This is a genomic window from Bradyrhizobium sp. GW821-FHT13H06 (genome assembly GCF_058803975.1).
The window spans coordinates 77469-95496 of the sequence record NZ_JBXAPN010000008.1 but is presented as its reverse complement, the minus strand read 5'-3'; the positions used below and the strand labels follow the sequence as shown (position 1 = coordinate 95496).

Annotated in this window: 16 protein-coding genes; 11 read left to right on the top strand and 5 right to left on the bottom strand. The window is 62.1% G+C overall.

Translation table 11 applies throughout. The annotated features are described in order from the left end of the window. Positions 1–66 precede the first annotated feature (66 nt). The 4 genes from AC1RQP_RS28975 to AC1RQP_RS28960 all read right to left on the bottom strand — a co-directional run bounded on the left by AC1RQP_RS28975 (position 67) and on the right by AC1RQP_RS28960 (position 5711). Complete coding sequence (locus tag AC1RQP_RS28975) at positions 67–1275, bottom strand: PAS domain-containing sensor histidine kinase (protein ID WP_492940036.1); 1209 nt, start codon at positions 1273–1275, stop codon at positions 67–69. 624 nt (positions 1276–1899) lie between these two features. After that, a complete protein-coding gene (locus AC1RQP_RS28970; protein WP_492940034.1) occupies positions 1900–2697 on the bottom strand; it encodes an outer membrane beta-barrel protein in 798 nt (265 codons plus the stop codon). Between the two features lie 292 nt (positions 2698–2989). Next, positions 2990–4252: an arginine deiminase gene (arcA, locus tag AC1RQP_RS28965; RefSeq protein ID WP_239625959.1), complete on the bottom strand. Its 1263-nt coding sequence runs from the start codon at positions 4250–4252 to the stop codon at positions 2990–2992. Positions 4253–4277: 25 nt separating this feature from the next. Then, positions 4278–5711 (bottom strand): basic amino acid/polyamine antiporter, encoded by a 1434-nt coding sequence (locus AC1RQP_RS28960; protein ID WP_492940032.1) that lies wholly within the window; start codon positions 5709–5711, stop codon positions 4278–4280. A 358-nt stretch (positions 5712–6069) separates the two neighbouring features. Between AC1RQP_RS28960 and AC1RQP_RS28955 the strand changes: the two genes are divergently transcribed. Next, on the top strand, positions 6070–6573 hold the full coding sequence (locus AC1RQP_RS28955; RefSeq protein ID WP_492940030.1) for a DUF1269 domain-containing protein: 504 nt from the start codon (positions 6070–6072) through the stop codon (positions 6571–6573). A 20-nt stretch (positions 6574–6593) separates the two neighbouring features. Here the strand turns inward: AC1RQP_RS28955 and AC1RQP_RS28950 are convergent, their stop codons facing one another. Then, the gene (locus tag AC1RQP_RS28950; protein ID WP_492940028.1) at positions 6594–7307 is read right to left on the bottom strand and encodes a Bax inhibitor-1/YccA family protein; all 714 of its coding nucleotides are present in this window, start codon (positions 7305–7307) and stop codon (positions 6594–6596) included. Positions 7308–7562: 255 nt separating this feature from the next. Between AC1RQP_RS28950 and AC1RQP_RS28945 the strand changes: the two genes are divergently transcribed. From AC1RQP_RS28945 to AC1RQP_RS28900, 10 genes are all read left to right on the top strand, one after another. Further along, on the top strand, positions 7563–7787 hold the full coding sequence (locus tag AC1RQP_RS28945) for a DUF6894 family protein (RefSeq protein ID WP_492940026.1): 225 nt from the start codon (positions 7563–7565) through the stop codon (positions 7785–7787). 149 nt (positions 7788–7936) lie between these two features. After that, positions 7937–9376: a basic amino acid/polyamine antiporter gene (locus tag AC1RQP_RS28940; RefSeq protein ID WP_239629355.1), complete on the top strand. Its 1440-nt coding sequence runs from the start codon at positions 7937–7939 to the stop codon at positions 9374–9376. A 29-nt stretch (positions 9377–9405) separates the two neighbouring features. After that, positions 9406–9639 carry a hypothetical protein gene (locus tag AC1RQP_RS28935; protein ID WP_239625965.1) on the top strand — a complete coding sequence of 78 codons (234 nt, stop codon included), beginning with the start codon at positions 9406–9408 and terminating at the stop codon, positions 9637–9639. 41 nt (positions 9640–9680) lie between these two features. Then, positions 9681–10817, top strand: coding sequence for an AI-2E family transporter (locus AC1RQP_RS28930; protein ID WP_239625967.1), 1137 nt, complete (start codon positions 9681–9683; stop codon positions 10815–10817). Beyond that, the gene (locus AC1RQP_RS28925; RefSeq protein WP_492940024.1) at positions 10814–11407 is read left to right on the top strand and encodes a hypothetical protein; all 594 of its coding nucleotides are present in this window, start codon (positions 10814–10816) and stop codon (positions 11405–11407) included. Before AC1RQP_RS28930 ends, AC1RQP_RS28925 begins: the two co-directional genes overlap by 4 nt. Further along, positions 11408–11893 carry a DUF992 domain-containing protein gene (locus AC1RQP_RS28920; RefSeq protein WP_239625970.1) on the top strand — a complete coding sequence of 162 codons (486 nt, stop codon included), beginning with the start codon at positions 11408–11410 and terminating at the stop codon, positions 11891–11893. It abuts the gene before it with no gap. 139 nt (positions 11894–12032) lie between these two features. Further along, positions 12033–12590 carry an HdeD family acid-resistance protein gene (locus AC1RQP_RS28915; protein WP_492940022.1) on the top strand — a complete coding sequence of 186 codons (558 nt, stop codon included), beginning with the start codon at positions 12033–12035 and terminating at the stop codon, positions 12588–12590. Positions 12591–12957: 367 nt separating this feature from the next. Then, entirely contained in the window at positions 12958–13200 is a 243-nt protein-coding gene (locus AC1RQP_RS28910; protein WP_239625973.1) for a hypothetical protein, read from the top strand. 55 nt (positions 13201–13255) lie between these two features. Next, a complete protein-coding gene (locus tag AC1RQP_RS28905; protein ID WP_492940020.1) occupies positions 13256–14497 on the top strand; it encodes an efflux RND transporter periplasmic adaptor subunit in 1242 nt (413 codons plus the stop codon). Further along, positions 14494–17610 carry an efflux RND transporter permease subunit gene (locus AC1RQP_RS28900; RefSeq protein WP_492940018.1) on the top strand — a complete coding sequence of 1039 codons (3117 nt, stop codon included), beginning with the start codon at positions 14494–14496 and terminating at the stop codon, positions 17608–17610. Before AC1RQP_RS28905 ends, AC1RQP_RS28900 begins: the two co-directional genes overlap by 4 nt. Positions 17611–18028: the final 418 nt, after the last annotated feature.

Here is an 18028-nt window from a genome sequence, read left to right as displayed (position 1 = left end):
AGCACTCCAGTGTCATTACTCGGCGGCTGAGCCCGAAACGAACTCGCTTCCACCTACCGCCGGTGGTCAGTGTTTTTCTTCCCTCAGTGGGTGCCTGCGGCGACCCTCGTGACAGCGGCGTCCTTTCGCCGGCTCCCTGTTCGTGACCAATGCATGCGGAAAGACTGCGCATAGAACGGTGCCGGAACGATGCGTTGTTGGATCGGAGCGGATCTCCAGCGCCCCTCCGATCTGCTCAAGCCTTGCTCTCATGGCCGGAATTCCAACTCCGGTCGATACCGGCTGGTTCGCGCGGTCGGTCTGCAGCCCGCGGCCGTTGTCGCTGACGATCAGCCGAAAATGGCTGCTTGTCCCGTCAATGACGATGCTCACCTCCGTTGCCTTTGCATGGCGGAATACGTTCGTGAGGGCTTCCTGAACGACCCGGAGCAATGAACGCTGCTTCTCGTAGGGCAGTCGATCGACGTCGGCCAGGATCCTGGTCGAGACCCGCAACGACGTGCGCGCCGCGAATCCATCGGCATAATGCTCGATCGTGGCCTTGAGCCCTTCGGCAGTCAGATTCTGCGGGTGCAGCAGGTAGGCAAAAGCGCGGATTTCCCTGAGCGCCCCATCAATCGACGCGTCGACCTCGTCGCAGAGGCGCACGGCCCCGACCGGATCGCCAATGGTCTGCCGGATCCGCATCAGACCGAGGCTGGCAGCAATCAGATGCTGACAAGTCGAGTCATGCAGATCGGACGCAATCCGTTGCTGGATATCCTCCTGGATGGACAGCAAGTTGAAGCTCGCGCGCGCGGCGTCTGATGGTTCAACGGCGTTTTCGAAGAGTCCATTGCGCGCGACGCGATGGCTGCCGATCAACCGGACCGCCCCACCGGTGCCGGCGTCCATGATCGGGACGATGGTCGTTTCGAAGTTCTGACGCTGGCCGCCAAACGCAAGGCGATGGCGAATCCTGACCTCTGTTCCTTCTGCGCGACAGGCGCGGAGAGCTTCGCTGACGGCTCGGGCGTCGTCCCTGCCGAGGCAGTTGGAAACGTCCATCTCCCGGATGTCCTCCGACGAGACGCCGAGACGAAGCTCGAACGCCGGATTGATTCCCTCATACAGGAAGCGCCCTCCGAACGAAGGGCGCACTGCAAAAAGAAGATCGGGTGAGAAGACCCAGTACAGGCGTTCGCTGGCTTCTTCCGAGCCAAGTCGTAACCACCCTCGAACACTGGTTTCACTCGACTCACAGGCGGGGGAGCTATGAAACTTCACGGCAAGCACTCACTATTCGCCGGTGACCCCCAACATTGAAGCTCAACATACTGACGCTCAATACATTGAGGCTGAACGCCGAAAGTCTCCTCCTGCCCCGCAGGCGAGGTATCGATCATCGGATCAGGAGACCCGCGCCCTCGGGATGGTCAAAGTATACACCATCAGGATGATCACACCACCAGGTAGTGATGCTGATGGAATAAAATCCTGCAATGTGCGACGATATCGGGAGGGGATCGGTTGTGGAGTTCTTGCCAGATTATCCCGCTGCGATTCAAATGCAGTGCAATAGATAGCTATCCCGCAAACGGCTTTCACCGTTGCGTCGAGGCGATCGCGCCATGGCTGAGACGCGATGTGCTAGCGGCTCATATCGCCGCTCGTGTTCGACTTGCTCTTGCTTCCTTTCTTCGCGTTTGGAGTTGCCTGTGGAGGCGGCGCGGTCACCAGCGGATGAGACGGCACCCGCAGCCGTTGGGTGCCGGCATCGTCCCTGAGTGCATCGGTATCCAGACGCTGGCTCCGGTCGACAGAGTCGCGTGGGTCCGCCGCTGCGACGGATGCTGCCGTTAAACCGACAAGGACCCCAATCAGCACCCAAGCACGCCTCAACATCATCTTGCAGACCTCTCAAAAGGCAAAGTCAAGTCGGGGACCGATCCTGAGATCCCTGTAGCGTCGCACCATGACGTTCGATTCTCGTGCCTCGTACAGCACACTCGTCGTGAGCGAAACGTTGCTGGCGAAATTGTACTTCAGGCCAATATCCGCGGAGTAGATTTGATCCTGTCGTCCCCTGTTCAGCCCGTCCGTGAACCAGAAGGCTTCGAACAAGGGCGTACTCACGATCGACCATTTTGGGTCGAGCTTGACCTCTATGCCGAGCAAGGCATCAAAGCGCCAGCGGCGAGCTTCGGCAAGGTCGGAAAACCGGTATGTCAGGAGCAACAGCGGTGAGAATGTCACATTTTCCACGCGGAGGTCACGCGCAACCGAGCCCATCACGTCGTCTGACGTGAAAGCGAGATCGCGATAGACGCCGTCGAAATCGTATCGGTGCTCGTAGATGGCGGAGAAGCGCCAGCCGTCCCAATTCTCCGTCAGGCGCGCTCCCATCCGTGCCACTGCGGCGTTGCCGTCCTTCTCTCTCGCAAAGGCGTCATATTGTGCGCGTGCATAGAGCCGGTAGGACAGGTCATCTGTGAGATTTCCATCCAGCCTGACGCTCACGTCGGGCTCGTAGAAGAAGTCCGACCTGCGGTTGTCTCGGCTGAACAGGGCATTGTCGGTGAAGTTCGGCGTGACGGAGCCGACGACACTCCAGGACGGAGCGGAGTAATACGGTATGGGGCTGCTCGCCTTCAGTTCAGTGAGATCAACGTCCGCTGCCCAAGCGGTGCCGGTTCCCAACAACCCCAAGACCGGCAAGAGAGCTCTCGACCCGCGCATGGTGCCCCTCGATGGCTATTGCGCGCACCAGGAATTGCCTTAGCCTGGGCGACGATTGTGGCGTGTTAATGGTATGATTTAAAATCATTGATTGAATCCATGAATCGCCATTTCGTAAACTGTCGGGGGCTCTTGGTTGTCGCCGCGGAATAGACGCATGGAGCCAATGCTGCGCCTGACCTCGTCGATCGCCGGGTGCAAGAGGGGCCGGAGCGGCGCTCCGCCCCGGCACGCGGGCCCTCACGATCGAACCCGGTCCGATCCGCATGGTCTAATAGTCCGCCGGATCCCTGGTGATCGGACAAGTCATGCAATGACCGCCTCCCCGGCCCCGCCCGAGCTCCGCCCCGACGATGGTGATCACCTCGATCCCTTCCTTGCGAAGCAAGGTGTTGGTGTAGGTATTGCGGTCATAGGCGAACACCACGCCTGGGGACGCGCAAACCAGATTGGCGCCGCTGTCCCACTGTGTGCGCTCCCGCATATAGGCGTTGCCCCCGGTCTCGATCACGCGCAACTTCTTCAGGCCAAGGGCTTCGGCGACGACGTCCACGAACGGCTTTTCATCCTTGCGCAGATCGAGGCCAGCCGAATTGTCGGCCGGCCGGTAGGAAAAGGCCGCAATGTTGTTGACGATGTCGGGATAGAGCAGAACGCAATCCCTGTCGGCGAATGTAAAGACGGTATCGAGATGCATCGCAGCACGAAGCTTCGGCATCGCAGCCACGATCACGCGCTCCGCCGCCTTCTTCTTGAACAAGGCCGCAGCGACCTGGCTGATCGCCTGCCGCGAGGTGCGCTCGCTCAAGCCGATCAGCACGTTGCCCTTTCCGATCGGCATCACGTCGCCGCCTTCCAGCGTCGCAAGACCGTGGTCCCGCGTCGGATCGCCCCACCAGACATTGACCTTGCCGGCGAAATCCGGATGGAACTTGTAGATCGCTGTCGCGAGGATCGGTTCTTCGTGCCGCGCCGGCCAGTAGAGCGAGTTCAGCGTGACCCCGCCATAGATCCAGCAGGTCGTGTCCCGCGTGTATAGCGTGTTGGGAAGCGGCGGCAGCAGATACTCGGTCATGCCGGCGGCCTCGCGCACGAGCTTGAGCATCTCGCCGCCATGGGCGTCCGGGAAGTCATGGGTCGAAACGCCTCCAATCAGCGTTTCGGCCAGATCGCGCGGTTTGAGGCTATCGAGGTAACCCCGCAGTTCATCGACGAGACCGAGGCCGACCTGATCGGGAACGACCTGGTTGTCGAGAATCCACTTCTTGGCCTCGGGGATCGCGACGGTCTCCGCCAGCAGATTGTGCATCTCAACGACTTCGATGCCGCGGTCGCGCATCTTCTGCACGAAGTCGAAGTGATCGCGCTTGGCGTTCTCGACCCACAGCACGTCGTCGAACAGCAGGGTATCGCAATTGGACGGCGTGAGGCGCTGATGGGCTCGACCGGGTGAGCAGACCATCACCTTCCGGAGTTGACCGACCTCCGAATGGACCCCAAAGGAAACCGAGCTGTCCGACGCCTGCTTTGCCATGGGAGTTCTCCCCGGGATGCCTTGCCTAGATGGTAATGTAGCCAGTCGCCAATCCGTGAATCCCGACAGCAGCGCCGACGGCAGCGGCGATGAAGATGACCCACTCGACGGCCGTAAAGACCCGCGCCTTCTGTTCCAGACGCGCCCAGAAATAGAGCGCCGTACCGGGCGCATAGAGGATCAAGGACAGCAGCAGGAACTTCATTCCGGCGGAGTAGATCAGGAATAGCGTGTAGACGACGGCAATGCCGGCGAAGACCATGTCCCGCGTTCTGTCGCTGCTTTCCTTACCATAGGTCTCGCCCCGCCTGACGAGCAGAAGCCCATAGGCCGCGACGAGGAAGAACGGAATGAGCGACATCACGCTCGTCAGATTGAGCATCAACGCGAATGCATCCTGCGACCAATAGGTGCTGATGACGAAGAGCTGAACGATCGCATTGGTGAGCCAAAGCGCGGCAGCTGGCACCTTGTTCGCATTTTCCGTGCCGAACAGGGCCGGCATGTCCCTGGTCCGGCCGGCGGCGGATAGCACCTCGGCGCAGATCAGCGACCATGCGAGATAGGCCCCCAACACCGAAACCAGAAGCCCGACGCTGACGAAGATCGCGCCCCAATGCCCAACGACTGCCTCCAGCACCGTCGCCATCGACGGCTGCCGCATACCAGCGATCTCGGCGCGGGGAAGCACGGCATAGGGCAACATGGTCACAAGCACCATCAGGCTCGTCACGATCGTAAATCCCAGAATGGTCGCAGCGCCGACGTGCGCACGTTCCTTGGCGTAGCGCGAATAGACGCTGGCGCCCTCGATGCCGAGAAAGACAAATACGGTGACCAACATGGTCGCACGAATCTGCTCGAATAAACTCTTGTCCGGCATGCCCTCTCCGCCCCAGAAATTCGCTCGAAACAGGTCCCCCTTGAACCCGACGAACAGGATGATGATGAAGACGAGGATCGGCACGATCTTCGCGATCGTCACAATCGTGTTGATCGCTGCCGCCTGCTGCACACCTCGCAGGATCATGAAATGGAACAGCCATATTCCGATCGAGGCGACGACGATCGCGATCACCGTGTTCCCGTCCCCGAAGACCGGGAAGAAAGCACCCAGCGTCGACTTGATCAGCACCCAGTAGGAGACGTTGCCGATGCAGCTGCCTATCCAGTATCCGAATGCCGACAGAAAGCCGGGATAGTCGCCGAACCCTTCCTTCGCATAGGCATAGACGCCGGCATCGAGCTCAGGCTTTCGTTCCGCCAGTGCCTGAAACACCCGCGCGAGGGTGTACATGCCCCCGCCCGCGATGCACCAGGCGAAGATGGCGCCGAACGGTCCAGTGGCGATACCGAAGGTTCTCGGCAGCGAAAAGATTCCCGAGCCGACCATCGAGCCGACCACCATCGCGGTCAATGCGAACAGCGAGAGCTTTTGGATTGACGGCGTCTCAGTCATGTGAAGACCTCGCGACACGAGCGTGCGTTGCATCCCGGGTCGATCGACTTGCCCACCGGTTGCACCATGCGCCTTGCGCCGGGGCTGGAATATCGGGTGATTACCTAGTCAAAGATCGGGATTCTCCTCGCCAACGAGCGAGCGCTCACAATGAGACGAAGCCGAGACTTCGGCTTTCGATACGATGCCGCCGTAATTGCCCCAGGGGGGCGGCAGCGCCGCGCATCAGGAACATTCATCCCCAGGGCCTTAGGGTTTTCTCCGATGCCGTGCCAGGGGGGCGGCAGCTAATCTTTCAGCGTGTCGCGCCGGACCGACCAGGCTTGGCCGGCGGAACTCGACCCAGCAGGAGGCTTGCATGTCCGATCTAGTAGCGATCGTGTATCCATCCGAGGCGAAGGCCGAAGAAGTGCGTCAACGGCTGCTCAGGCTGCAGAAAGAATATCTGATCACAATCAGTGACGCAGTGATCGCCGTGAAAACCGATTCCGGCGGCATCAAACTCAACCAACTCGTCAACACGACGGCGATCGGCGCGATGACCGGAAGTTTCTGGGGACTGCTGATCGGCGTTATCTTCCTCAATCCGATCCTCGGTATCGCGGTCGGCGCAGCATCCGGCGCGCTCGGCGGCGCCCTCTCCGATTTCGGCATCGACGATGCCTTCATGAAGGAATTGTCTGCGTCGCTCCAGACCGGCAACGCCGCCTTGTTCGTCCTGGTCAAGAACATGACGGCGGACAAGGTGCTGAAGGAGATCAAGGAGGCCGGGGGGACCGTGCTCAAGACGTCCCTGGATGATACCAAGGAACAAGCGCTGCGCGACGCGCTCGCAAGCGCGGCGAAGCAGCCGGCGGCCTGAACGGCCGCCCTCGGCCCCGTTCAGCGCCGGCCGCCGGCGAGGCGCAGCAGCATCATGAACAGGTTGATGAAGTTGAGATAGAGGGACAGCGCCGAAATCACGGACTTGCGGCCAGCCGAAGTTTCATCATCCCTGTCGTCGTACATCGCCTTGATCCGCTGCGTGTCATAGGCCGTGAGTCCGGCAAAGACACCGACGCCCACGACCGAGATCAGCCAGTCCAGCCCGGAAGACTGCAGAAAGAGGTTGACCAGACTGGCAATGATGACGCCGATCAGGCCCATGAACAAGAAGGTGCCGAGACCGGACAGGTCGCGCCGCGTGGTGTAGCCGAACACGCTGAGCGCCCCGAAGGTCGCGGCCGCGATGAAGAAGACGCGTGTGATCGACGCACTGGTGTAGATGTGGAACAACGTCGAGAGCGAGACGCCTACCAGGGCGGCATAGATGAAGAACAGAAGCCGTGCCGTTGATACCGACAGCGTATTGATGCGCGAACTGATGAAGAAGACCAATGCAAGCGGTGCCAGGATGAAGACCCACATCAACGGGCTCTGCAGCAAGGCCGGACCAGTCAGCTGATAGGTCAGCCACGCGACAACAGCGGTCAGGCCGACGCCGGCGGCCATGTAGTTATAGATGCGCAGCATGTAGTCACGCAGTCCGGCGTCCACCGCGATTGTGCCACCACCGCCCGCACTCGAGGCCGCCAGGTTCTGATCATAGTGTGACATTGCTCGTCTCCTCTCAGAGCTTGCTGACAGCGCCTACGCTATCGCTCGGGCTCAGAGGACGGCATCGGACAATCACCCGAACGGCGGCGGGGAAACCACCCTGTTGCCCCTGCAATATTCCGGCGATCCGCAGCGACCATCCTGCTCATTACAAATGGGCAACCTGGAACCGCCGCTCACCCCTCCTCCTTTTGGAGGGGGAGCCTTACGCGTTTGTCACTAGGAGATGATCGCGGCGCGGCCTAATCGGCTGACATGCGCTTCTATTTTCACATCGTCGACAAATACGGTCTCACTCCCGATGGGACCGGATGCGAATACGCCGATCAGGATGCCGCGGTTCTGCATGCCCAACGCATTGCGGCCGAACTCGCGAAGGCCGGTGAATTCTGCCGTTCCGGCGTCGTGCTGCTGGCAGCCGTTCCCGGGCCATCACCCAGTGCTGGCGAAGGCGCAACCGACCCCACGGCAAGGGCCTGACCGGCGCCGCGCCGCTCTGCCTGGCGATTTCCTGCCCCTGCTCCCTACAGAGAATCCCTGATGTGCGAGGGGGAAAGCCGCCTCTAAGGTCTTCGCCGGGTTGGCCGGCATCAGTGCCCGCCGATCGCGGATTGGAAGGCCATCTTGCCATGGCTTCATCAGCGAACGATGTCGATCAAAAACTCTCGCGCAATGCGCTCATCGCGCTCGTGGTGGGGTCGATGGTCGGCTCCGGCATTTTCGCACTACCCGCTTCGTTCGGGCGGACCACGGGTGCGCTCGGTGCGATGATCGCCTGGGCGATCGCAGGCACCGGCATGCTGATGCTGGCCTTGGTGTTCCAGACCTTGTCACACCGCAGACCGGACCTCGATGCCGGCATCTATGCCTACGCCAGAGCTGGGTTTGGCGAGTATGTCGGCTTTGCTTCGGCCATGGGATACTGGATTGGATGCTGCCTTGCAGATGTCGCCTGTCTCGTCTTGATCAAGGCAACACTCGGACAGTTTTTCCCTGTCTTCGGTGACGGCACAACGGCGGTGGCGATCGCTTCGGCCTCCGTCCTGCTGTGGGGAGTGCACGTTCTGCTGCTGCGCGGCATCAAGAACGCCGCCGCACTCAACACGATCGCCACCTACGCCAAGATCGTTCCCATCCTGCTGTTCATTGCAGCCGCCGCCATCGCCTTCGACGGCAGGCTTTTCTCCCTGAACTTCGCGGGAGCGGAGCAGCCGGAGCATTCAAGTGTGCTCACTCAGGTTCGCAGCACGATGCTGCTGACCGTATTCGTGTTCGTCGGGATCGAAGGCGCCAGTGTCTATTCCCGCTATGCACGCAGCCGCAGCGATATTGGATTCGCGACCGTTGCCGGCTTTCTGACGGTGCTCAGCCTGCTCGTCCTCGTGACACTGCTGTCCTATGGCGTGCTGCCACGAGGTGAACTGGCGGATCTGCCGACGCCATCCATGGCCGGCGTCATGGAAGCGATCATCGGCCGCTGGGGCGGCATATTCATCAGCGTGGCGCTCCTGATCTCGGTCCTCGGCAACTACCTGTCCTGGTCACTCCTGGCGGCTGAGGTGCTGCATTCCGCCGCGGTCCACCGCACCATGCCCTCCTTTCTCGCAACAGTGAACGCGTACAAGGTCCCTGCTGGAGCGCTCTGGCTCACCAACTGCGTCATCCAGACCTTCCTCCTCGTCACCTGGTTTGCGGAATATGCATTCACGCTCGCCCTGAAGATGACGAGCGCGATGACGCTGATCCCGTATTTGTTTGTTGCGGCCTACGGTCTCAAGCTCGCCTGGACCGGCGAGTGCTACCGCGCTGGCGAGCGCGCCCGCCTTGGCGACTGGATCCGCTCGGCCGTCGCGACGTTCTACGCGGCCGGGATGATCTACGCAGGCGGCCCGAAGTTTCTCTTGCTGTCGTCGATCCTCTATGCACCCGGCACGCTGCTGTTCCTTCTCGCCAAGCGCGAACGCAAGGAAGCGGCGTTCAGGCCGTTCGAGGCGATCCTCTTTGCGGTGATCACGGTCGCCGCTTGTGCCGGCGTCTACGCACTTTCCACGGGAGCCATCTCGATTTGAGTCTTGTCCCCGGCTGCATGGAGGCGAATATGAGCATTCGATCGATCTGGACCGCCCTGATCCTGGGTGGGCTGGTAGCGGTTTCCGTATCCCCGACACTGGCCCAGTCGACTGACACAGGGACGATGGCGCCAAAGGACACCGGCGTATCGGCGCCGAAGAACGTGACGCCCAACACCAACACGAACCCGACCAAGCACCGCTACTGGCGTCATCGCGGCGGAAAGCATCCGCACTTTGGCAGCCGGCGCGTCCGCACCTAGGTGCAGCGAACCATCACCCACGCTCGCGATAGGACCGATCCATGAGCGATTCCAGAACAGGGCCGGATCGGCTTCGCGAACTCCTCCCGCGCGACGATTCCACCGGCCCGGCGGAGCACGCCGGGCGCAGCGTCCTCGCGACCGGGCTCAGCCTGCTCGCTGCCTGTGTCTTCCTGTTTCTGGCGTGGCAGACAGTGTCCAGTCTCCTGCTCATCTTTGCGGGCGTGTTGTTCGGCGCATTTCTCGATGCCTGCGCAAGGGCGCTGGCCCCGCTCCTTCCGCTCGCTCGCGCCTGGCGGCTGACGCTGGTCCTGCTGCTGTTCTCCGCTCTGTCGGGATTTGGACTGGTATGGGGCGCGGGCAAGCTACCGGAGCAGACGCGCCTCCTGCTGAAGGTCATGGACAACCAGATCGACGTCCTGCAGGAGCATCTCCTGTCATACGGCGTCGACCTGCTCGGCCCGGAATGGGGCCGCGACTTCGCGCAATGGTTGTTCTCGGATCAGGGGCGTTTTCTCAGCCACGCTCAATTCCTGCTCGGCGGAGCGTCGAGTCTTCTGACCGGCGCGCTGGTCATCGTGTTCCTTGGAATCCTCTTCGCTTTCGACCCGACCAGCCATCGCGAGAGCCTGGTCATGTTGGTGAAGCGACCCTACCGGGCGCGAACAAGAGCGGTCATGGACGAGATGGGCAGTGTGATGCGGTTGTGGCTGATCGGACAGTTCATCCGGATCATTCTCATGACGCTGTGCGTCTGGGTCGCACTCTATCTGGTCGGACTGCCCGGACCACTTGTGCTCGGACTGCAGGCGGGCTTGTCGAACTTCATTCCTTACCTCGGCCCCATCGTGGCGGCGGTTCCGATCGCGCTGGTCGCAATGCCACTGGGCGGCTCGCTGCTGATCTGGGCCGTGCTCATCTACACAATCATCCAGTCGATCGAAGGCTATGTGATTGGCCCGCTGATCCAACGTCAGGCGGTCGAGATCCCCCCTGCCTGGACGCTGGTCGCGATCGTCATGCTTGGCGCGCTGTTCGGCATCCTGGGCATCGCGATGGCCATGCCCCTAGTCGCGATCGGCCGCGTCGCAATCATCCGGTTCTACGTCGAGGACTATCTCGGTGACGACCCCAAGCTGACGTTCAGCAACAACAGATCGCGAGTGGATGGCGCATGAGCGAGACCGATCTACAACGGATCGAGGACAGGGAGCCTCCCCCGCCTCAGTTCAGGATGGCCTATTTCCTGTGGCAGCAACTCCCTTACGTGGTGGCGCTAGTGCTCGCCGTCGCCGGCGTCGCCTATACCAACGTCTCCCACCAGCCTCTCGTCGGCTACTGGGAATTCCTGGCGCTCGCCATCGGTGTGGTCTGCGTCGTCACGAAATGGCCGGAGACGCAAGGCAAGGAGGCCCAGCTCCGATTGATCTGGACCCAGGCGCTGCACTGGATCGCCGTCCTGGTCACGATGAACATCATGCTGATGTCGGGTGTCCAGCAATTGCTTCCGACACCGGCAACCGGCCTGGTCCTGCTGATGTTGCTCGCGCTAGGTACGTTCCTCGCGGGCGTCAGTCTTCTGTCGCTGCAAATCTCGTTTCTCGGGCTTGCGATGGGCGTGACCGTCCCGGCGATATCCTGGTTGAAGCAATCTGTCTTCTTCTTCCTGCTTGGCGCGGTGCTGCTGACCGGCCTCGGCATCACGTTCTGGCTTCGCCAGGACCGACGGCCGGCGGCCGCGTCCACGGACAACCAGATGGAGGCTTGAATGCCGATGATACGGTTCCCCTGCATTGCCGCGTGCGTGTTGCTTTGCACCGCCGCCTCGCCCGCCCGCGCCGACGCATTCCGGGTCGGCAGACTGTTATGCCTCAGCTCCCCGCGCGTGGGCTTGGTCCTTGGATCGGCTCAATCGCTGCGCTGTACTTTCTTCTATGCACGCAGACCCCCTCGACAATATATCTATGAGGGACGCATAAGGCGCGTTGGGCTCGATCTGGGAGTGACCTCGGCGGGTTCTCTCTCCTGGGCCGTCTTCGCCAAGAATTCGCGGGTCGGCCCCGGTACGCTGCGAGGAAGCTATGTGGGAGCGAGCGGCAATGTCGCTTTGGGCCCCGGCCTCGGGGCCAATGTCCTGATCGGCGGCTCGCGCAGGAGCGTGATGCTGCAGCCGCTTTCGATCGAGCGATCTATCGGAATCAATCTCGCGGTGGGCGTGACCAACCTGACTCTGGGTCCGCGCGGCAGGCGATAGCTCGTTCACGGGAATCGCACCCGAGACTCCATGCGAACATTCCCGCTCGGTCGCTCAGGGTTTCGTCGGATGTCGACGTTCCGGCTCGGAAGCTACCCTCGCCTCGGGGTGGCGATCACTAGTAGATCAGGAGCGTGGCATGACAGTCTATGACAGCCGGTCCGGCATCGCAGCTCTGGGCCCTCCACCCCTGTGGGTCTGCGCTCTCCTTGGCATCGTCATGATCGCGGCCGGTATCGCGGCTCTCAGCGATGTGGTGTTCGCGACCATCATCAGCGTGAAGTTGATCGGATTGACGGCGATTGCGGCTGGTGCGTTCGAGATCGCCCACGCCTTCTGGACCAAAGGATGGGGCGGCTTCCTGTGGCAGATCCTGCTCGGCGCCCTCTACGTCGCCTTCGGGCTCGTGCTGCTGACCCAGCCCGCCTCCGGCGCCCTCATTCTCACTTATTTCCTCGGCGCGGTCCTGATCGCCTCAGGCGTCATTCGATGCATGCTGAGCTTCGCCCATTGGCGCCAGAACGGATGGATGATGCTGATCTCCGGCGTCTTCGGGTTGGTCGCGGGCGCGCTGATCCTGTTCAGCTTCCCCACCATGAGCGTGTGGGTCCTCGGATTCCTGCTTGGCGTCGACCTGATCTCGCATGGCCTCGCGTGGCTGCTTTACGCGCTTCAGTCCGTGCGGCGGACTGCCTGAAATTAAGGAGAGGAAGATGATGGTCCCCCCTACCCGCCGCGCCTTCCTTGGCCTTGCCCAAAATGCCGTAGCTGCCGCGGCGATCGGCGCCATCGGCGTCCGCTTCATTGCGGTGGCGGAAGCGATGCCGATCGCACCCGAGCTCGGCCGGTCCGGCCGGGCGTCGGATCTCCTGACGCAAGCTCAATGGGGACCACCGCCTCATCCTGGCTGGGGTCGCCGGCGACCTCGCAGGCGCCGCTGGGTTTGCTGGTGGCATCGGGGTCGTCGTCGCTGCGGATGGCGGTGGCTCTAGGCCTTGTGCAATCGGCAGTCTGCCGATGGGGTGTGAAGGCAATGCAACCCCAACCAGACGAGGGAGGAGATCGTGCGCCACACCAACGTATGGCTTCTCGGAGCCGTTCTCGCAGCGCTTCTCGTTGTGGCGACCTGGTTCTCCGTGGCGGTATGGCAGGAAACGCCATCAATGCCGCTTTACCGCGACGTCATCCTGGCGGGGGCTGCAATCCTGATGCTGGTGTCCGGCTGCGGCCTGATCGCACTGATGTTCTATAGCCGTCGCAAGGGTTACGACGAGCCGGTGCGCAGCGATCGAACACCGCGGGACTAACAAAGCGCCAGTGAAGCATCGGCTCGGTCTCAAGTCCGGTTGCAAGGAGCAGACAATGAACCTTGCTGGCGTCTCGATCAGGCTGCTGGCGGCGACGTTCCTGACGATCATCGCCGGCGGGCTGGCCCGGACCCAACCCGCCGCGCCGGGCCCACCCGCGGTCGGCGTCGTGGAAGCGACGAGGCGACCGATCACCGAGAGCACTGAATTTCTCGGGCGGATCGAAGCGATCAATCGGGTCAACGTCGTTGCTCGCGTCACCGCATTTCTGGAACGGCGCTTGTTCGAGGAAGGCGCCGAGATCAGCAAAGGCGATGAGCTCTACCAGCTGGAGCGTGGTCCCTTCGAGGCGGATCTGGCGTCGAAACAGGCGCAGATGGCGCAGCTTCAGGCGACACTCGAGAATGCCAAACAGACGACAGAACGTGCGCGGACCCTGCTCGGAGGCCCTGCCGGGCAACAGTCCACCTACGATGCCGCCATTGCGAACCAGCTCAGTCTCGAAGCCCAGGTCCAGGCCGCCCAAGCTCAAGTCCAAGCCTCCCGGATCAATCTCGACTACACCACGATCCGCGCGCCGATCGCCGGCAAGATCGGACGCACGGCATTGACCGAAGGCAACGTCGTCGGGCCAAGCTCGGGGGTGCTGACCACCATCGTCAGCCAGGACCCAATGTACGTCATCTTTCCCGTGCCGCTGCGCCAAGGACTGGAACTGCGGGAACGATACGGGCCGAAAGGTGGCCTGGAAGCGGTCGTCATCAGGCTGCGACTCCCCGACGGCCGCATGTACGGCCTATCCGGCAAACTGAACTTCGTCGACAATACAATTGCCCAGAACACAGACACGATCACCGTGCGCGGCGAGATCGGCAATCCTATCCTGCGGACGTCGTCGGCGGCCCGCGTCACCGTTCACGAGCTGACTGACGGCGAGTTCGTTACCGTGGTGCTCGAGGGCGTCCAGCCGATCGAGGTTCTGGCGATCCCGCGCTCCGCCGTGCTCTCCGATCAGCAGGGCGACTATGTTCTCGCTGTCGGCGCCGACAACAAGGCCGAGCAGCGCCGCATCCAGCTCGGGCAATCGACCCCGACGATTGCGGCCATCATCGCCGGACTTGCGGCCGGCGACAGAGTGATCGTCGAGGGCTTGCAGCGGGTTCGCCACGGCCAGGTCGTTGCGCCGGGGCCGGCAAGTCCACTGATCCTGTCGAGCATGAAGTCTGAGGATGGTGCGGAATCGCAAGCAGCTCCCAGCACCTCCAGCAAGGCCGGCCGGGCGGACGACAAGCCATGATCTCTGCGGTCTTCATCGATCGTCCCCGGCTCGCGATGGTGATCGCCTTCACCATCACCATCGCCGGCGCGCTCGCGCTGATGCAGATCCCGGTGGCGCAATTTCCCGACATCGTGCCGCCACAAGTTACAGTTTCGGGCACATTCCCGGGCGCATCCGCCGAAGTCGTCGAGAACAGCGTCGCCCAGCCCCTGGAGGCACAGATCATCGGCGTCGACCGCGCGCTCTACATGAAATCGACCAGCGCCAGCGACGGTAGCTACACACTGACGGTCTCGTTCGCGCTCGGTACGAACCCCGACATCAACACCGTCAATGTCAACAACCGCGTGCAGAGCGCTCTGTCGCAACTGCCGACCGAAGTGCAGCAGCAGGGTGTGACGGTGCGCAAGCGGTCCTCGTCCATTCTGCAATTCCTGGTACTCTACAGCGCCCATGGCGAGCAGGATCCGCTGTTCATCACGAACTACGCCATCATCAACGTGCTCGATGCGATCGCGAGCACCCCGGGGGTCGGCCAGGCCAATCTGTTCGCCAAGATGAACTACTCGATGCGGATCTGGTTCGACACGCAGCGGCTCACCAGCCTCAATCTCACGCCATCGGATGTCATTGCCGCAATACGCACCCAAAGCGTCCAGGCGCCGGTCGGCCGCATCGGCGCGCGCCCGATCAGCGACGACCAGCAATTCCAGTTCAACGTGCAGACCCTGGGCAGGCTCGCCACCGTCGATCAATTCGCCAATATCGTTCTGCGCGCCAACCCGGATGGCTCGTCCCTGCGGGTGAAGGACGTTGCCCGTGTCGAGATGGGCGCGCAAAACTTCGACAGCGAAGCGCGGATCGACGGGCGCGCGGCCGTTCCGGTCGCGATCTATCTGGCGCCGGGCGCTAATGCGGTGACCACCGCCCAGGCCGTGGCGGCGACGATGCAGCGGCTGTCGCAGCACTTCCCCGTCGGGCTGAGCTACCTCGTGCAATACGATTCCACGAGCTTCGTGCGCGACACCATCGCGGAGGTTTGGCAGACGCTGGGCGAAGCCTTCGTGCTGGTCGTGATCGTGGTGTACCTCTTCCTCGGCGATCTCCGGGCAACGGTGATCCCAGCGATCGCGGTTCCGGTGAGTCTGATCGGCACGTTCGCCGTCCTGCTGGTGCTGGGTTATTCGGCAAACACGGTGTCCCTGCTGGCGATGGTGCTCTCGATCGGCATTGTCGTGGACGATGCCATCGTCGTCGTCGAGAACGTCGAGCGGGTCATGCAGGAGGAGCCGGCTCTTTCCTCCACCGAAGCCAGCAAGAAGGCCATGACCCAGATCACCGCGCCGATCGTCGCGATCACACTGGTGCTGCTGTCGGTCTTCGTACCCATCGCATTCATTCCAGGCGTTTCCGGAACGCTGTTTCGTCAATTCGCAGTGACGATCAGCGCCGCGATGATGATCTCGGCGTTGAACGCGCTGACACTTTCGCCCGCTCTGTGTGCGCTGTTCCTGCGTCACACCGGGCCGAGGCGCGGCATCATGGGGCGCGTTCTCGGCTCCATCGACTGGATTCGTCACTGCTACAGCAGCGTCGTCCGTCGCCTCGTGCGGGTGGCCGGCCTCTCCGTCCTGTTCGTCGCGCTCCTGGCCGCCGGCATCTTCGGCGTGTCGCTGATCACGCCGACGGGTTTCCTGCCCGAGGAGGATCAAGGCGCCTTCTTTACCTCGGTCCAGTTGCCGGACGGCGCATCGGTGGCACGAACCAGCGAGGTCACCCAGCAGATCGAAGACATCCTGAAGCAGATGCCGACTGTGGACCACGTTCTTGCCATCGTCGGCTTTTCCCTGCTCGACGGCGCATCGGAATCGAACAGTGCTCTCGTCGTCACCCGTTTGAAGCCATTTGCCGATCGCAAGGCCGCAACGGATTCTGCGCAAGCGCTGATCCGCCAGGTCTTCGCGGCCGGCGCGCAGGTCCGGCAGGCCAATGTGCTGCCGTTCAACCTGCCACCGATCATCGGCCTCTCCACCGGCGGCGGGTTCGAATACCAGCTTCAGGCGTTGGAAGGACAGAGTCCGGCCGAGATCTCGAGCGTCACAAACGCGCTGATCGGCGCCGCCAACGCGGATCCACGTTTGGCGCGAGTCTTTTCCACCTTCACTGCGACCAAACCGTCCATCCATCTCGACATCGACCGTGGCAAGGCGCAGGCGCTCGGCGTGACGATCAGCGACATCTTCACCGCGCTGCAGGCGACGCTCGGCGGCATCTACGTCAACAATTTCAACCGGTTTGGCCGCACCTGGCAGGTCAACGTCCAGGGCGAAGCGTTCGATCGCAGCGACATTTCGGACATCTGGCGCATCTATCTGCGCAACAGTACCGGGCAGATGGTGCCGATCAGATCACTGGCCGGGATCAGGATCGTAACCGGGCCGCAGGTGATCACCCGCTACAACAACTACCGCTCAGTGACGGTGAATGGCAGCCCGGCACCCGGGGTTTCGTCGGGCACCGCAATGGCCGCGATGGCCGATGTCTCGAATGCCATACTGCCTGCGGGTTACAGTTTTGCGTGGACCGGCACTGCCTTTCAGGAGCAACAGGCCACCGGCCAGACCGGCATCGTGCTGATGCTTGCCGTGCTGTTTGCCTATCTGTTCCTGGTGGCGCTCTATGAGAGCACGGTAATCCCGATCCCGGTGCTGCTGTCCGTCGTCGTCGGTGTCCTGGGCTCCTATGTCGGCATCAAGCTCGCAGGCCTCAATCTCGACCTCTACGGCCAGATCGGGCTGGTGGTCCTGATTGCGCTCGCCGCCAAGAACGGAATTCTGATCGTCGAATTCGCCAAGGAGCAACGCGAGGCAGGCGTGGCGCTCGACGACGCCGCGGTCCAGGGCGCCCATATGCGCTTCCGCGCGGTCATGATGACCTCCGTCGCCTTCATCCTTGGTCTCCTGCCGCTCGTGATCGCAACCGGCGCTGCGGCCCTCAGCCGCAGGGCTGTCGGCACAGCGGTGTTCGCGGGCATGCTCGCGGCGAGCTCGATCGGAATCTTCCTGGTGCCGATGCTCTACGTGACGTTCCAGCGTCTGCGGGAGCGGCTGAAGATGGGCGCTAATGTCTAAACTGCTGAATTTTCCTAGTGACCTCTGAAGGGCAGATCCTCATCCAGCGGATGTCCCATCCTGATTGATCTCGTAGGCTAAGGTTCTGTCGCAGAACTGCGCAACAGAAGGAGATGGACCACAATAATCGTCGTGATTCCCTCGGCGTCGTCAAAGTGCCGCTGTGTTCGGCGCCATCGCCTACATTCATGGAGGGCGGCGCAAACCGGCTGCCATGCCCGGCACCGGCGCGACTGAGTTAGGTCGTGCGAGGGCTCCCTGAGTGGCCGCCGATGCCCAGTAAGCGGTGACGCGTCCCGCTCCTCCGGCAACTGACGCTGCTCACGAGCGCTCGGCTATCCTCTGCAAGCACGCATTTTGCTCATATGCGCCCGTATCAACGTGCAAAAAAACGCTCTGCGCCACCCCTTAGAGCATG

Bases quoted from the DNA above. Each gene is read 5' to 3' on its own strand.
- arcA (WP_239625959.1), bottom strand. From the start codon at position 4,252: ATGGCAAAGCAGGCGTCGGACAGCTCGGTTTCCTTTGGGGTCCATTCG.
- AC1RQP_RS28960 (WP_492940032.1), bottom strand. From the start codon at position 5,711: ATGACTGAGACGCCGTCAATCCAAAAGCTCTCGCTGTTCGCATTGACC.
- AC1RQP_RS28955 (WP_492940030.1), top strand. From the start codon at position 6,070: ATGTCCGATCTAGTAGCGATCGTGTATCCATCCGAGGCGAAGGCCGAA.
- AC1RQP_RS28950 (WP_492940028.1), bottom strand. From the start codon at position 7,307: ATGTCACACTATGATCAGAACCTGGCGGCCTCGAGTGCGGGCGGTGGT.
- AC1RQP_RS28945 (WP_492940026.1), top strand. From the start codon at position 7,563: ATGCGCTTCTATTTTCACATCGTCGACAAATACGGTCTCACTCCCGAT.
- AC1RQP_RS28940 (WP_239629355.1), top strand. From the start codon at position 7,937: ATGGCTTCATCAGCGAACGATGTCGATCAAAAACTCTCGCGCAATGCG.
- AC1RQP_RS28935 (WP_239625965.1), top strand. From the start codon at position 9,406: ATGAGCATTCGATCGATCTGGACCGCCCTGATCCTGGGTGGGCTGGTA.
- AC1RQP_RS28930 (WP_239625967.1), top strand. From the start codon at position 9,681: ATGAGCGATTCCAGAACAGGGCCGGATCGGCTTCGCGAACTCCTCCCG.
- AC1RQP_RS28925 (WP_492940024.1), top strand. From the start codon at position 10,814: ATGAGCGAGACCGATCTACAACGGATCGAGGACAGGGAGCCTCCCCCG.
- AC1RQP_RS28920 (WP_239625970.1), top strand. From the start codon at position 11,408: ATGCCGATGATACGGTTCCCCTGCATTGCCGCGTGCGTGTTGCTTTGC.
- AC1RQP_RS28915 (WP_492940022.1), top strand. From the start codon at position 12,033: ATGACAGTCTATGACAGCCGGTCCGGCATCGCAGCTCTGGGCCCTCCA.
- AC1RQP_RS28905 (WP_492940020.1), top strand. From the start codon at position 13,256: ATGAACCTTGCTGGCGTCTCGATCAGGCTGCTGGCGGCGACGTTCCTG.
- AC1RQP_RS28900 (WP_492940018.1), top strand. From the start codon at position 14,494: ATGATCTCTGCGGTCTTCATCGATCGTCCCCGGCTCGCGATGGTGATC.